General features: G+C 30.1%; 16 protein-coding genes and 1 pseudogene. 14 read left to right on the top strand and 3 right to left on the bottom strand.

What is annotated here, in order from left to right:
- Positions 1-140 precede the first annotated feature (140 nt).
- The 12 genes from LRR82_RS05155 (at position 141) to LRR82_RS05100 (ending at position 9,108) form a co-directional block, all read left to right on the top strand.
- The gene (locus LRR82_RS05155; protein ID WP_249030461.1) at positions 141-1,400 is read left to right on the top strand and encodes a transglutaminase domain-containing protein; all 1,260 of its coding nucleotides are present in this window, start codon (positions 141-143) and stop codon (positions 1,398-1,400) included.
- A gap of 30 nt (positions 1,401-1,430) precedes the next feature.
- On the top strand, positions 1,431-2,474 hold the full coding sequence (locus LRR82_RS05150) for a hypothetical protein (protein WP_249030460.1): 1,044 nt from the start codon (positions 1,431-1,433) through the stop codon (positions 2,472-2,474).
- Between the two features lie 11 nt (positions 2,475-2,485).
- Entirely contained in the window at positions 2,486-2,992 is a 507-nt protein-coding gene (locus LRR82_RS05145; protein ID WP_249030459.1) for a hypothetical protein, read from the top strand.
- Between the two features lie 101 nt (positions 2,993-3,093).
- A complete protein-coding gene (locus LRR82_RS05140) occupies positions 3,094-3,561 on the top strand; it encodes a ribosome maturation factor RimP (RefSeq protein ID WP_249030458.1) in 468 nt (155 codons plus the stop codon).
- 12 nt (positions 3,562-3,573) lie between these two features.
- A complete protein-coding gene (nusA, locus tag LRR82_RS05135; protein ID WP_249030457.1) occupies positions 3,574-4,971 on the top strand; it encodes a transcription termination factor NusA in 1,398 nt (465 codons plus the stop codon).
- 9 nt (positions 4,972-4,980) lie between these two features.
- On the top strand, positions 4,981-5,238 hold the full coding sequence (gene rnpM / locus LRR82_RS05130; protein WP_249030456.1) for an RNase P modulator RnpM: 258 nt from the start codon (positions 4,981-4,983) through the stop codon (positions 5,236-5,238).
- The gene (locus tag LRR82_RS05125; RefSeq protein ID WP_249030455.1) at positions 5,225-5,536 is read left to right on the top strand and encodes a L7Ae/L30e/S12e/Gadd45 family ribosomal protein; all 312 of its coding nucleotides are present in this window, start codon (positions 5,225-5,227) and stop codon (positions 5,534-5,536) included. Before rnpM ends, LRR82_RS05125 begins: the two co-directional genes overlap by 14 nt.
- 1 nt (position 5,537) lies before the next feature.
- Entirely contained in the window at positions 5,538-7,388 is a 1,851-nt protein-coding gene (gene infB, locus LRR82_RS05120) for a translation initiation factor IF-2 (protein WP_249030454.1), read from the top strand.
- Between the two features lie 10 nt (positions 7,389-7,398).
- Entirely contained in the window at positions 7,399-7,743 is a 345-nt protein-coding gene (gene rbfA, locus LRR82_RS05115) for a 30S ribosome-binding factor RbfA (protein ID WP_249030453.1), read from the top strand.
- A gap of 60 nt (positions 7,744-7,803) precedes the next feature.
- Entirely contained in the window at positions 7,804-8,682 is an 879-nt protein-coding gene (locus LRR82_RS05110) for an aldose 1-epimerase family protein (RefSeq protein ID WP_249030452.1), read from the top strand.
- A gap of 39 nt (positions 8,683-8,721) precedes the next feature.
- The gene (locus LRR82_RS05105) at positions 8,722-8,886 is read left to right on the top strand and encodes a sporulation protein Cse60 (RefSeq protein WP_249030451.1); all 165 of its coding nucleotides are present in this window, start codon (positions 8,722-8,724) and stop codon (positions 8,884-8,886) included.
- Positions 8,887-8,943: 57 nt separating this feature from the next.
- Positions 8,944-9,108, top strand: coding sequence for a DUF1540 domain-containing protein (locus tag LRR82_RS05100; RefSeq protein ID WP_318031848.1), 165 nt, complete (start codon positions 8,944-8,946; stop codon positions 9,106-9,108).
- A 392-nt stretch (positions 9,109-9,500) separates the two neighbouring features.
- On the opposite strand, the gene LRR82_RS05095 is transcribed toward LRR82_RS05100, so the two are convergent.
- The 3 genes and pseudogenes from LRR82_RS05095 to LRR82_RS10945 all read right to left on the bottom strand — a co-directional run.
- Positions 9,501-10,043 (bottom strand): IS3 family transposase, encoded by a 543-nt coding sequence (locus LRR82_RS05095; protein WP_249030580.1) that lies wholly within the window; start codon positions 10,041-10,043, stop codon positions 9,501-9,503.
- Positions 10,044-10,090: 47 nt separating this feature from the next.
- Positions 10,091-10,207, bottom strand: coding sequence for an IS3 family transposase (locus LRR82_RS10950; protein WP_399201159.1), 117 nt, complete (start codon positions 10,205-10,207; stop codon positions 10,091-10,093).
- Between the two features lie 254 nt (positions 10,208-10,461).
- Positions 10,462-11,028, bottom strand: a pseudogene (locus LRR82_RS10945) (transposase); the annotation flags it as partial.
- Between the two features lie 574 nt (positions 11,029-11,602).
- Here LRR82_RS10945 and LRR82_RS05085 point away from each other — a divergent pair.
- Together LRR82_RS05085 and LRR82_RS05080 are read left to right on the top strand one after the other, a co-directional pair.
- Complete coding sequence (locus tag LRR82_RS05085; protein WP_249030448.1) at positions 11,603-13,006, top strand: family 1 glycosylhydrolase; 1,404 nt, start codon at positions 11,603-11,605, stop codon at positions 13,004-13,006.
- A gap of 31 nt (positions 13,007-13,037) precedes the next feature.
- On the top strand, positions 13,038-14,894 hold the full coding sequence (locus tag LRR82_RS05080) for a BglG family transcription antiterminator (protein WP_249030447.1): 1,857 nt from the start codon (positions 13,038-13,040) through the stop codon (positions 14,892-14,894).
- Positions 14,895-14,910: the final 16 nt, after the last annotated feature.

Raw genomic sequence — 14,910 nt, 5'->3', positions numbered from 1 at the left:
TAAGAATTTTTTCATTGTAAATAGTTTTCATTTTTTTATGTGGGGATAATTTTGATAATAATTTTTGATTTTTGTTCATGTTCGGTTTTATTGACTTTCAACTTGGCCTATGATACTATTTTTTGAAAAGGGAGATAATTATGGTGAACATCAAACAGTTTTTACTAGATAATTTTATTGAAAAGTCTAAACTTAAAAAAAATATTTTATTATTTATTGTCATCAGTATAGGATGTTTTTGTACCGCATTTTATTATTTGGGATATGATACTGTTTGTATTACTAGAACAGTAGAATTAGGAGACGAAGTAACTGCCTCTTTTTTTGAAAAAAGAGGATTTGGAGAAATATCTTTTGTAGATGAAATTGAAACATATGAAGCATCTAATGTAGGTGAATTTGAGATAATGATAAAAAAAGGTTTTTTTACCCATATATGTACTTTGGTAGTTGAGGATACTATTGCACCGAGTGCAAGTAGTGTAGATATTGTCATAAGCTTTTTAGATAGTGTTACAATAGAAGAATTATTCGATGACCTTGATGATGTGGCTACCGTTACATACTCTTTTATAAATGAAATTGACTATTCAAGTTATGAAAAACAGGAAATTAATATATCATTAATCGATGAGTCAGGGAATGAAACGATAGTAACCAGTTTTATCACAATCACTGCGGATACGACTGCCCCTATTATTGATGCACCTGAGAAAATTAGTGTTTATGTGGGGGGATCTATTTCATATTTATCACAAATCACTATTACAGATGATAGTGACTACGAACTTGATATTGATAATTCAAAAGTTAATCTTAACAGCGTAGGAACATATGAGGTTTTGGTTACTGCAACTGATGTATTAGGAAATTCGTCTACTCAAACAATCAATGTGATTGTTGAAGAGGAGGAAATAGCATCTTCAATTGAAGAAAGTGATTATGAAGTAATACAAAACCTTGCTGATGAACTTTTATCTGAATTGATAGACGATTCTATGTCACTAACAGAAAAAGCTTCAGCTATCTATTATTGGTGTCGTAATTCAATTAAGTACACAGGTAGTTCGGATAAAACGGATTGGATAAAAGAAGCTTATGATGGTTTGGTTTATCAAAGTGGTGATTGTTTCACATATGCATCAACAGCTAAAATTTTATTAACGCAAGCTGGTATTCCTAATCTTGATATAGAAAGAACACCTACTGAAACAACAACATATTATAGTCATTATTGGAATTTGGTTGATGTTGGTAATGGATGGGTACATTTTGATTCAACTTATCGTTCTGATGGAACTATTATTTTCCTGTGGGATACAGAGACATTGTTGGAATATTCAGATTCTCATAACTATTGTCATAATTTTACAGCATCAGATTATCCTACGATTAATTAATATTAAAATTCTTTTATAGGGGGATAAAAGATGAGAAAAATAAGATTAGTGTTCTTTATTATTATACTGTTATTGATTTTATATCTTTTACAATTATTACTAATTCCTAAATATATGACAAGTCTTATCGAAGGGGCCTTTATAGAAGAATATTATTATAATCAGGAAGGCTATGATGAAAAAGATCATGATGTTATTTTTATAGGAGATTGTGAAGTATATAGTAATTTCATACCTGCTGTTTTGTATGAGGAATATGGTATAAATTCTTATGTTAGAGGAAGTGCACAACAATTGATATGGCAATCATATTATATTTTAGAAGATACATTAAATTATGAAGTTCCTGATGTTGTCGTATTTAACGTTTCAACCATACGATATGATGAGCCACAAAAAGAAGAGTATAATCGAATGACGTTGGATGGTATGAATTGGTCTATTTCTAAGATTAATTCAATTACTACTTCTATGTTAGAAAGTGAGTCGTTATTAGATTATGTTTTCCCAATCCTGAGGTATCATTCAAGATGGAGTGAGTTAACTTTTGAGGATTTTGAATATATGTTTTCTAGTGATTTAGTTTCGTATAATGGATACTATTTAAGAGTAGATACACAACCTTACACTAGTGTTCCTAATGGATCCGTTTTAGAAACATATGATATTAGTGAGAATGTTCTAGAGTATTTAGATAAGATTACTAATCTTTGTGATGAAAATGATATTGAATTAATACTAATAAAAGCACCTTCTTTATACCCTTATTGGTATGATGAATGGGATGAACAAATAACAAACTATGCATTGAATAATGATATAACATATATTAATTTTTTGGATTATACAAATGAAATTGGATTGGACTATAACACCGACACATATGATGGCGGTTCCCATTTAAATTTATATGGAGCGACTAAATTAACAAGTTACTTTGGCGAAATATTATCTACTCAATTTGAGTTAGAAGATAGAAGCGACGAAGAAGTTCTGTCTAGTTTATGGGAAATAAAATTAGAAAGATATTATGAAGACATAGAAATACAAAAAGAGTTGTACGGTGTTGAATAGAGGAGGAAAATATGAAAAAAATTTATTTAGCTAGCATCATTTTATGTACATTGATTTTAACAGGATGTAGTAGTGAACAAGAAATTGGTAGTTCTGGAGATGATACTGCAGGTCAATCAGAGGGATTTGTTTTTGAAACGGAAGGCGTTTCTTTGTTTATTGATGCTACTGTAGAAGAAACAGTAGATTTACTTGAAGAAGAAGCAGATTGTTTTGAAGCAGCTAGTTGTGCGAATGATGGAATGGATATTATTTATACATATGATAATTTTGTTGTAACTTTCTATGAAGAAAATGATGAATCCATAATTTATCTAATTACTCTTACAAGTGATTTAGTTAGTACACAAGAAGGTATTGTTATCGGTTCTGTAAGTGAAGATATAATTAGTGCATACGGTGAACCGTCATCTGAGAGTAGTAGTTTATTAAGTTACGAATCTGAAACAATGGAATTGAGATTTATACTTGTTGATGATGCCGTAGTTTCTATTGAATATTATAAATTGTTTGATTAATATTTGCATTTATCAAATAAATGTGATATTATGTTTTTAGATTAAGAGACACAAGCGAGTGGGGAAACCCACTCGTTTATTATTGGATAAGAGGTGAAAAAATGGAATTACTTGATCAAATTACTACAATAATTAAACCTATTTTAGAAACAAATGATGTTTATTTAGATGATATTGAATATGTAAAAGAAGGTAATGAAATGTATTTACGTATTTATATTGAAAAAAACAATGGTGCATTGGATATGGATACATGTGTAACTGTTAGTGAGGCAATTAGTTTAGCAATGGATGAACAAGATCCTATTAAAGATGAGTATTATTTAGAGGTATCATCACCTGGAGCTGAAAAACAATTAAAAAATTGGGAACAGGTACAAGATTCAATTGGACATTATGTCTATGCGCAATTTATTGAACCAACATCAGGAAATAATGAGGTAGAAGGTACTATTATTTCTATTGAGGATACGATGATAACTTTTGAATATCTTGTAAAGAATATTAAGAAAAAAATGGTAGTAGATTATAAAAATATAAAGTATATTCGATTAGCTGTTAAATTTTAGGAGGATAGAATAGTGGCTGGTAGTAAGAAATTTTTAGATGCATTACATTTATTAAGTGAAGAAAAAGGGATTGATGTAGAAACATTCTTAGAAATGTTAAGAGAAGCAATTGAAAAAGCTTATAAGAAAAATTACTTAAATCCTGATGCAAATGTAAGAGTAATTATTAATGAAAAAAACGGAAAAATTCGTTTATTTGAATTACGTACAGTTGTAGATGATTTAGATGATGAAGATATTGAAATCTCATTGGAAGAAGCACAAGAAATTAATGCCAATTATCAAATTGGAGATGTTGTAGAAACAGAAGTAGATGTTGATTTAATTGGACGTTTAGCAGCAATTCAAACAAAACAATTATTTAGACAAAAAATTCGTGAAACTGAAAAAGAAGCTCTATACAATGAATTTGCAGACAAAAAAGATGATATCATGACTGGTATTGTTGATCGTGTAGAAGAAAAGTTTGCAATAGTAAATATTGGAAAAACTGGTGCATTTTTAGCTAGTAACCAACAAATCCCAGGAGAGAAACTAGTAGAAGGACAACATTTAAAAGTATATGTAAGTGATGTTGATCGTGGAACAAAAGGGACACATATCGTTGTAAGTCGTGTAGAACCTAATTTAGTAAAACGTTTATTCGAAATCGAAGTACCAGAAGTATATGATGGTACAGTAGAAATCAAATCAGTTTCTCGTGAACCAGGAGAAAGAACAAAAATGGCAGTATATACTGCTAACGAAAACATTGATCCTATTGGATCATGTGTAGGACCAAAAGGTTCTCGTGTTAAAAATGTGGTAGATGAACTACAAGGAGAAATGATTGATATTATTGAATGGTCAAGTGACCCAGTTAAATTTATCTCTCATGCTTTAAGCCCTTCACAAGTTTTATCTGTTAAAATTAACGAGGCTACACATAGTGCTTCTGTTATTGTTCCTGATAATCAATTATCTTTAGCAATTGGTAAACGTGGACAAAATGCTCGTTTAGCTGTTCGATTAACAGGATGGAAGATTGATATTAAACCATTTAGTGAAGCTGTAACATTAGGATTAATCACGTTAGATCAACCAGTTGAAGTTGATGAAGAATTTGAAACTGAGTTTGAACAAGCTATGTTAGTTACAGAAGCTGACGAAACAGTAGTTGAAGAAGTAATTGAAGAAGTAATTGAAGAAGTAGTTGAAGAAGTAGTTGTAGAGGAAGTAAAAGAAGAAGAACCAGCAATAACTTTAACTGATATTGTTATTGAACCTGCAGTAGAAGAAGCTGAGGGTGAAGAAGTAACAGATGGTGTTAAATTAATTCATGAAGAAGAAAACGAAGAAACAGAATACGATAGTAAATATGATGAAGAAATCGATTACGATGAGTATGATGAATATTACGACGCTGATTAGGAGGCTGTTATGAAAAAAGTCCCATTAAGAAAATGCGTTGCTACAAACGAACAATTGCCAAAAAAAGAATTGATTCGTGTAGTTAGAAACAAAGAAGGAGAAGTTTCTATTGATCCTACAGGTCGCTTAAATGGTAGAGGTGCTTACTTAAAAAGAAGCAAAGAAGCTATTGAATTAGCGAAAAAAAGAGGATCACTAAAAAGATCTCTTGATGTAGAAATACCAGAAGAAATATTTGTTGCATTATTGGAGTATGTCATTGAATAAAGATGTCTATTCTTTACTAGGTTTGGCTAGTAGAGCAAGAAAAGTCGTTAGTGGTGATTTATTAATTGCTAGTATTCGAAAAAAAGAAAGTTCTTTTGTTATTATTGCAACAGATGCAAGTGAAAATAGTTTTAAAAAAATAAGTGATAAATGTAAGTTTTATGGTATACAATATGTAGTAGCAGGAACTATTGATGAAATATCAAAAGCAATAGGTAAAAATAATCGAGTTGCTATTGGAATAAGTGATCATGGTTTCAGTAAAAAAATAAAAGAAAAAATAATAGGAGGTAACTGATATGGCAAAACAAGTAAAAAAAGCAAACAAAAAAGGTGCTCCTAAAAAGAAACAATTACAATCAAACTTTTCAAATAAAAAAGAAGAGTTGGTTTTAAAAGACGGAGTTGTCTCTTATGAGGACGGAATTACTGTTGGTGCTTTAGCTGAAAAAATCGGTCAAACACCAGCAAATGTAATTAAAATATTATTTATGCTTGGTACAATGGTTACAATTAATACATCATTAAATGATGAACAAGTAGAATTAATTTGTATGGAATACGGATTAGAAATAGAAAAACAAAATAATGCTACAGAAGTAAATTTTGAAGAATTAGAAATAGTAGATAATGAAGAAGATCTAGTTGCTAGATGTCCAGTTGTAACAATTATGGGACATGTTGACCATGGTAAAACAACTTTATTAGATACAATTCGTAAATCAACTGTAGTTGATGGAGAATTCGGTGGAATCACACAACATATTGGTGCATATCAAGTAGACTTAGATGGAAAGAAAATTACTTTCTTAGATACACCAGGTCATGAGGCTTTTACAGCAATGCGTGCTCGTGGTGCTCAAGTTACGGATATTGTAATTATTGTTGTAGCTGCAGATGATGGTGTAATGCCTCAAACAAGAGAAGCAATTGATCATGCCAAAGCAGCTGGTGTACCAATCGTAGTTGCAGTGAATAAAATTGATAAAGAAGGAGCTGATCCTGAACGTATCAAAGGAGAATTATCTGAATTAGGATTAATGCCAGAAGAATGGGGTGGAGAAACAGTTTTCTGTGAAATCTCTGCGAAACAAAAACTTGGTATTGAAGATTTATTAGAAACTTTAACAGTAGTAGCTGAATTAGCTGACCTGAAAGCAAATCCTGAAAGATATGCATATGGTAGTGTTGTTGAAGGTAAATTAGATAAAGGTAGAGGACCTGTTGCTACTTTATTAGTTGAAAATGGTACGTTACGTGCAGGGGATCCAATTGTTGTTGGTACATCTTTTGGACGTGTTCGTCAAATGTTAGATGACAAAGGGAAAATAATTAAACAAGCAGCTCCGGCTACACCAGTAGAAATTACAGGGTTAAATGAAGTTCCAGTTGCTGGTGATAAATTTATGGCTTTTGAAAGTGAAAAACAGGCACGTAGTGTTGGTGAAACTCGTTTAAAAGCAAGACAAGATAAAGAACGTGGAAACAGTGCAGCTTTATCATTGGATGATTTATTTGCGCAAGTACAAACAGGACAAATTATTGATTTAAATATCATTGTTAAAGCGGATGTACAAGGTACTGCTGAAGCGGTAAAAGCTTCTCTTGAACGTATTGATGTAGAAGGTGTTCGTGTGAATGTAATTCGTTCTACTGTAGGAGGAATTTCTGAATCAGACGTTTTATTAGCGTCAGCATCATCAGCAATTATTTATGGGTTCAATGTTCGTCCAGATGCTAAAGTACGTTTAAAAGCGGATGAAGAAAAAGTAGAAATTCGTTTACACAATATTATTTATAAAATGGTAGAAGAAATTGAAGCTGCTATGAAGGGAATGTTAGCTCCAGAAATCGTGGAAAGAGTAACTGGTCAAGCTGAAATTCGTCAAGTAATTAAAGTTTCTAAAGTAGGTAATGTAGCTGGATGTTATGTAACTGATGGATTTATTCGTCGTAATTGTGGTATCCGTTTAATTCGCGATGGAATTGTTGTATTTGAAGGTAATTTAGCTTCTTTAAAACGTTTCCAAGATGATGCGAAAGAAGTTGCCTCTGGTTATGAATGTGGTTGTAGCATTGAAAACTACAATGACATTAAAGAAGGTGATATTATCGAAGGATATATCATGGAAGAAGTAGAAAAGAAATAGAGGTGTAACTATGGTATTAAAGAAAGATAAAATGAATGGAATAATTCAAAGAGAATTATCGGAGATTATTCGCTTAGAAGTATCAAATAAAGAAATTGGTTTTTGTACCATTACAGCAATAGATGTAACAACTGATTTATCTTTAGCCAAAGTATATGTAACCTTTTTAGGAAGTGGAAATAATGAAGAAAGAGTAGATGCTTTAAATAGATCAAAAGGATTTATTCGTTCTTGTTTATCAAAACGCTTAACGATTCGTCGTGTTCCAGAACTAAAGTTTATATTTGATAGTTCCCTTGAATACGGTAATAAAATTGAATCTATTATTTATGATCTAAATGAAAAAAATAAATAATGAGAGCCTTCTCATTATTTTTTTTTATGCTATAATTATTGGCATAAGGAGAAATAATGTATGAATATTTTAACAAATGAATTTTTAGAAGTAGGTTTACATCCTAAGGGAGCTGAAATCATTAAAATTATTGGGAAACAAGATGGTTTAAATTATATGTGGAAACGAGATCCAATACAATGGGCAAATAGTGCACCAATTCTATTTCCAATTATAGGAAAAGTTGTCAACGATACCTATCGAGTGGAAGGAAAAGAATATCATTTAACTGGACATGGGTTTTCACGTCATAGTGAATATGATGTAATTGAAAGTAGTGATACAAAAGTTGTATATCAATTAAAATCAAATGAAGAATTATTAAAAGTATACCCATATCATTTTGTATTAACAGTTACTTATCAATTAACAGGGAAAGAATTAAGTTGTCATTGTCATGTTGAAAATATTGATTCAAAAGAAATTTATTTCCAAGTTGGTGGTCATCCTGCTTTTGCTTGTCCACTGTTAGAAGATGAATCTAGTAATGATTATTATTTAGAGTTTGAAAAAAATGAAACTGTAAAACAAAGAATAATTGATTCTTCTGTAGGATTTATGTCTGATCAAAGTAGTTTGTTTTTAGACAATGAAAAAAGATTTTTTATTCGTCAACAATTATTTAATACAGATGCTATTGTTTTAGAACAATTACAATCTAATTATGTTGATTTAAAATCTTTTAATCATGATAAATATATTCGTTTTTATATGGAAGGATTTAATTTCTTAGGTATTTGGGCTGCTAAACATGTTGGTGGTTTAATTGCAATTGAACCTTGGGTTGGACATACTGATTTTGCTGGATTTACAGGAGAATTAAAAGAAAAAGCAGGAGTATGTAAATTAGAAAAAGGAAAAGAATTTAGTTGTTGTTTTAAAATTGAAGTGAATCAATAATCGCTAAATTTCTTATATTATCATTGATAATATGTCTTTATGAAAATAAAAATAATAGAAAAAAGTCACGAACTTGATTTACAAGATGATTTGAATGATTTCTTAAATACGGAAATACGTATTATTTCATTACATTATCAAGTTGCTATGACATATAGCAATGAACTTGAATACAGCTTTAGTTGTTTGATAGTTTACGAATAAAGAGTATCTTCACATACTCTTTTTTGTATACTTCCTATAAAAATACTTATACTATCAATGGAGGTGAAAAAAATGGCTAGAGATGTCTGTTGTGATGTATGTAATTGTGTTTATAATAAAAAGGAAAAGTGTCAAGCCAATTCGATTATAGTTAATAATTGTGCTTGCGAAAACGCTCATAATTCAAAAGAAACAGAGTGTAGAACTTTCAAATGTAAATAATCATAGATAAGTGTTAAATAGGAACAATGTTCCTATTTTTTTAGTGTGTCAGGCATGGTATACATCTAAGTGGTGAAAGTCCACCGTGGGGGAATAGTCGCCAACCACTAGTCGAAGTCAAGGGTGTCTATCGTGAGGTGGAATCTGAAGGAAGAATTAGACAAAACTCTGGTCTTAGGAACACGAACTATATCAGGCAGGAGATAAGAGACAAGTGTGCTTAACAACACAAAATCTAACAGACTATGAAGTACTTATCTAATGTAAATATAGAAGATATATGGAGGGAAAGATGTATAGCCTTACCCTGGGAGGTCTCACAAGCGAGAAAGTAGCAATATAAATGCTAACATAAAGATGTACTAAAGTGGGTGCGGACGTTTTATTGGAGTTTATAATACACCTTTTTCACGTCTGTAGTCTATTGGACTTAACCAACCTAATGACTTTTTTATTCTTTTTTTATTATACCATTTTATATAGATATCAACTTCTTCTATAAATTTATCAATACTGATATTAGTCCAATCCTTGTTATAAAACATTTCATTTTTTAATCGTCCAAAAAAGCCTTCACAAGCTGAATTATCGGGTGAACATCCTTTTTTAGACATGGATCTAATTAAGTTGTTCTTATCCATCATTTCAATCCATTGAGGCCAACGGTAATGTGATCTGCGGTCTGAATGTATAACAACGCTATTATCGTTACTAAATGAATCTAAAGCTGTTTCTAGCATACTATTTACTAACTGAGCATTTGGTGATGGACTAATAGACCACGAGGTTATAAGACCATCATAACAATCTACAAGTGGTGACAAATATACTTTTCCTGCTGGGATTGAAAATTCAGTAATATCTGTCAATAGTAATTTATTTGGTTCATTACAATGAAAGTTTCTTTTTACCAAGTTTTCTACGGCTGGAGATATTTCACCTAAGTAAGAAGAGTATTTCTTTTTCTTCTTATTATAAACAGTTAGACTTCCTCTTTCATAATTTTACGTACAACCTTTTCAGATATACTAATTTTCTTGTTTGATAATTCACCATGAATTCTACGATAACTGTATGCTTGATAGGATTGTGAAAACATATCATGCATGATAGTACGAATTTCTTTATACTTATCTTCTTTTTTAGTCGATTAACACAGTGAAAATAGCTACTGCTTGATATATGTAGTCGTACTAGTAATTCTTTTATTTTATAAGTATCTTTTAGGGTATTGATAATGATTGTTTTTCCCATATTAGAAATGATCGTGTAATCAATGCCCTCTACTTTTTTTAATACTTTTACAGCAGTTTCTAAAATATCTTTTTCTAATTGTAGTTTTGCAACTTCTTTTTGTAAAGTGGATAGTTCATCTTGTAATGTTATTATATCTATATTTGATTTCTTTTTCTTATTATCTTGTATCATCTCTAAGCTTTCCTTTGATAACACTTCATTTTTCCAATTATATATACCCATAGGAGTTACATTGTGATCTTTTGCTAGGGATATTATCGTTTTTTCACCTATTACTACATCTTGAAGTATTTCTTTCTTCTTTTGTTTTGTATAGGATACTTTGGATTTTCCTGTTAAGCAAGCTTTTTTAAAGTCGGGAACATCTTCTCTTAACCATCTTGATAAGATGGTTCTTGATGGATATCCTAAGACCCTTGTGGTATAAGAAATGCATCTCCCAGTATTTAAATAGTGTTCAACTGCTTCTTTTCTTTGTTCTTTTGTGTATCTTGGTTTTCTTTGTTTATCAGGAAAAATTGAATTATTTTCGGTGTATATTTTATACCATATTCTGATTATTCTTCTACTAGGATAACCTAATTCACGGATTGTTGGAGCTGCTCTTGTACCGTTTTTAATATATGTTTCTACTGCAATTTTTTTCTTTTCTTCACTATACATAAATTCGCCTTTTTACTCCAACTTTTTGTCCGCCCCCCAAAGTACATATTAATGTTGACATTTATATGCGGAGGTGATATTTTTGAATATATGATTAAATATATGGTTAATAGATACTCGGTTTGTAGCAAGACAAGGTAGCAAAATGAGGGATATCAATAATGAGTTCGGATTAATATCAAAATATTTATATGCTCTACTTTTACACCCATAATGGTAGAAGGAAAATAATAATTGCTCTCTATCAAAATGATTATTTCTATGTTACTATCTTTGTAGAGGTTGATTATTAGTGATAAATGAATTGAATTCAAATAATTTCCATTTTCATGCTAGATGTATCTTTGTAGGAAATAGTATGATTTAAACTGTTGTTTCTTTTTGTTGTCAATACAATGAAAAATCAGTTCTTTGATTTTCTTAACTAACCATTTCTAATAGATATTGACATAATATTCACATTTTTAATACCCTAAAATGTAATTAAAACAAAATATTTTCCTAAGTATTTAGGAAAATATTCAATTTGACTATAAAAATCATTCATGATTTAATTTGTTTAGGAGGTATTAATATGAATAAATTTAAAGAAGGTTTCCTTTGGGGTGGCGGTTTAGCTGCACATCAGTGCGAGGGGGCATATAACATTGGAGGAAAAGGGTTAAGTATTGCTGATGTAAAAAATGTAGAGGTCAATGGGGTTGCGAGAGAATATACAGATGGACTTTTAGACGGGGTATACTACCCAAGTCATGATGCTATTGATTTTTATCATAATTATAAGGAAGATTTAGCATTATTTCATGAAATGGGATTTAAGTGTTTGAGAACTTCAATTGCATGGACTAGAATTTATCCTAACGGAGATGAATTAGAACCAAATGCTGAGGGTTTACAATTTTATAGAGAATTTTTCGAAGAATGTAAAAGGTTAAATATTGAGCTGATTATTACTTTATTTCATGCAGACACACCGTTCTATATGTATAAAACTTACGGATCTTGGTCTAACAAAAAATATATAGAATGTTTTGAAAGATATGCAAAAACTGTAATATCTGAATATAAAGGATTGGTTAAATATTGGCTAACATTTAATGAAATAAATGGACTTCCTTATTTACCAGGACAAAGCTTAAATTCAGTTAGAGATAACAAGTCAGATTTATATCAAGCTGCTCATAATCAATTAGTTTGTTCAGCTATCGCTGTCAAGTATGCTCATGAGATTGATAAGGATTGTAAAGTGGGATGTATGTTGCTTTATCCTACGGCATATGCCTACAGCTGTAGTCCTGAAGATAATTTTGAACTTATGAAATTCAAACAAGGTATGAATTTCTTTGCTGATTGTCATGTACATGGGAAATATACACCGAACATGCTAAAAATCTTAGAAAATGCGAATGCAAAGATTGAAGTTACAGAAGAAGAAAAAGAAATATTATTAGCAGGGAAAGTAGATTATATTGCGTTTAGTTATTATAATTCAACTGTTCGTGGGTCTAGTCCTGAACAGTTGAAAGCGACAGGAGGTAATATAATTAGAGGAATAAAAAATCCGTATTTACCATCAACTTCTTGGGGTTGGCAAATTGATCCTATTGGATTAAGAATTGGTTTAAATGAATTATATGATAAATATCAACTTCCGTTGATGATTGTAGAAAATGGACTTGGTGCTGAAGATGTAGTTAACGAAAATGGAGAAATCATAGATGACTATAGAATTGATTACTTAAGACAGCATATTAGTGCAATTGGAGATGCAATTTGTGAAGATGGTGTTGATGTAATTGCCTATACTTCTTGGGGTCCAATAGACATTGTATCTGCAGGGACAGGTCAAATGTCTAAACGCTATGGTTATATTTATGTAGATAGAGACAATGAAGGAAATGGGACTATGAAACGTAGCAAGAAAAAATCTTTTGACTGGTATAAGCATGTCATAGAAACTAATGGTAGAGAATTATAAAATAGTTCAATATAGAAAGGTGTGAATTGAATTGAAGAAAAGATTATTAAGTATACTCACAATCTTATGTAATTCCAATCAATTTGTATCCAGTGATATGTTGGCAAAAGAGTTATCAGTTAGTACAAGAACGATTAGAAGTGATATTTCTGAAATAAATTCTGATTTTAGAAAAATAGGGATATGCATAGAAAGCAACACAAAAAAAGGATATTTTATCGAAAAAAAAGATGAAGTCATAGCATATATTGGTAAGCTAGGAGTAGATCAATATATGCCTATTGATCCATTTGAAAGAAGGGTATATTTACTTACTTTCTTTGCCTGCGTCAATCAATTTAGTACGATTAATGAAATATGTAAAACACTATATTGCGCTCAAACGACTATTCAAAATGATGTAAGATACATTAAGGATTTACTTTTAGAGTATAAAAAGAATTCTAAACATGAAGAAGACAAGGATTACATATACTTATTTAACGAGATAGTAAAAAGTTATTTAAGTACTGAGGAAAGTATTGTGTTGTTATCTAGCATAACTGGTTATATTACTAATGATGTTAGTGTATCCAAGAAAGTAGAAGATACTTATAAAGATATATATCAATTGTTTGCTAAGAATAATTTAACAATATCAAATAAAAATTTAATCACCATAACTGTTTTATGTGTTTTGATGGTTATAAGAGATAAATTTAATCCTGGGACATCTTCAAATAGTGTGGACAGATATCATCCACTTACAAAAAGTGTATATGAAATTATAGTGAAAAACTTTAGTGCATCATTTTCAAATGATGATTTAAGATATATTGATAAAATAATTAGTAATTCCATTAAAAGTGATGATAAAATAAATTCCAATTTATTTGAAGACGATGTAAAAGAGTTTATATCTCTTATAAAAGATACTTATGGATTAGATTTTAGTTTAAATAGTAGCTTTATTGAACAAATTAATTATCATATTGTCTACTTAATGCAAAGATTAAATGACGATGTTGATGAGTTTAATCCGTTAACAGAAGAAATAAAAAGTAAGTTTTATTTAGCTAGTGAAATGAGCATCTTGTTAAAAAAAATAATCCATCAAAATCATGGATTGAATATGAATGATTCAGAAATATCATACATAACTTTACATGTAGCGGCAGCACTAGAAATTATAAATATAAAAACAAAAATCTTAATAGTTTCTGATTTAGAGAACAGTAATTTGAGGTATTTAAAAATTAAGTTAAATAATTATTTTGTTGGTAAAATTGAGATAATTAATTGCGTATCTAAAATATATTATGAAAATGAAGAGATAGAAGATAAGTATGATATTATTTTAAGCACTGATCTCTTGAAGAAAAAGGGGGATGATATTATTGTAAAAATAAATCCCTTTGTCCAACAAAGTGATTTAAATAAAATAAAAAGGTATGTAAATTTCTATTCAGTAAATATAGTGGATTTAGAGAGCTATTTTGATTATTTTGATGAGAGACTATTTTTCACAGGTGAAAAAGAAATGAATTATTATGAAGCCTTATATTTTTTGACACAGAAAATGTATGAATATGGATATTTTTCGGATGTAGAAAAGTATTATCAGGCAATAATAGAAAGAGAGGAAGCATATTCTACTATTATGTCTAATGGTGTTGCCATTCCTCATACCATGCTATTAGACAGTAATTCAACAATGTCAGCAGTGATGGTTTTAAAGAAACCAATATATCATTTAAACAGAAAAATAGAAGTAATAGTTTTAAATGGTATAAAAAGTGATGAAAATTTAAACAAATTGTATTTATTAATAGAAAAGCTTGGTACATCTAAGAAGACGAAGCTACTGGCTAAGTCAAATTCTCTTTCGGAATTTATATTTAGAATATAGTTAAAAACTCTAGTAA

Source organism: Tannockella kyphosi, assembly GCF_021054785.1.
Lineage (GTDB): Bacteria > Bacillota_I > Bacilli_A > Erysipelotrichales > Coprobacillaceae > Tannockella > Tannockella kyphosi.
The sequence above is the reverse complement of the archived record's forward strand: the minus strand, read 5'-3'. Positions and strand labels throughout refer to the sequence as shown.

Excerpts from the sequence above, each read along its gene's own strand:
- LRR82_RS05155 (WP_249030461.1), top strand. The coding sequence starts at position 141 with ATGGTGAACATCAAACAGTTTTTACTAGATAATTTTATTGAAAAGTCT.
- LRR82_RS05150 (WP_249030460.1), top strand. The coding sequence starts at position 1,431 with ATGAGAAAAATAAGATTAGTGTTCTTTATTATTATACTGTTATTGATT.
- LRR82_RS05145 (WP_249030459.1), top strand. The coding sequence starts at position 2,486 with ATGAAAAAAATTTATTTAGCTAGCATCATTTTATGTACATTGATTTTA.
- LRR82_RS05140 (WP_249030458.1), top strand. The coding sequence starts at position 3,094 with ATGGAATTACTTGATCAAATTACTACAATAATTAAACCTATTTTAGAA.
- rnpM (WP_249030456.1), top strand. The coding sequence starts at position 4,981 with ATGAAAAAAGTCCCATTAAGAAAATGCGTTGCTACAAACGAACAATTG.
- LRR82_RS05125 (WP_249030455.1), top strand. The coding sequence starts at position 5,225 with ATGTCATTGAATAAAGATGTCTATTCTTTACTAGGTTTGGCTAGTAGA.
- infB (WP_249030454.1), top strand. The coding sequence starts at position 5,538 with ATGGCAAAACAAGTAAAAAAAGCAAACAAAAAAGGTGCTCCTAAAAAG.
- rbfA (WP_249030453.1), top strand. The coding sequence starts at position 7,399 with ATGGTATTAAAGAAAGATAAAATGAATGGAATAATTCAAAGAGAATTA.
- LRR82_RS05110 (WP_249030452.1), top strand. The coding sequence starts at position 7,804 with ATGAATATTTTAACAAATGAATTTTTAGAAGTAGGTTTACATCCTAAG.
- LRR82_RS05105 (WP_249030451.1), top strand. The coding sequence starts at position 8,722 with ATGAAAATAAAAATAATAGAAAAAAGTCACGAACTTGATTTACAAGAT.
- LRR82_RS05100 (WP_318031848.1), top strand. The coding sequence starts at position 8,944 with ATGGAGGTGAAAAAAATGGCTAGAGATGTCTGTTGTGATGTATGTAAT.
- LRR82_RS10950 (WP_399201159.1), bottom strand. The coding sequence starts at position 10,207 with ATGTTTTCACAATCCTATCAAGCATACAGTTATCGTAGAATTCATGGT.
- LRR82_RS05085 (WP_249030448.1), top strand. The coding sequence starts at position 11,603 with ATGAATAAATTTAAAGAAGGTTTCCTTTGGGGTGGCGGTTTAGCTGCA.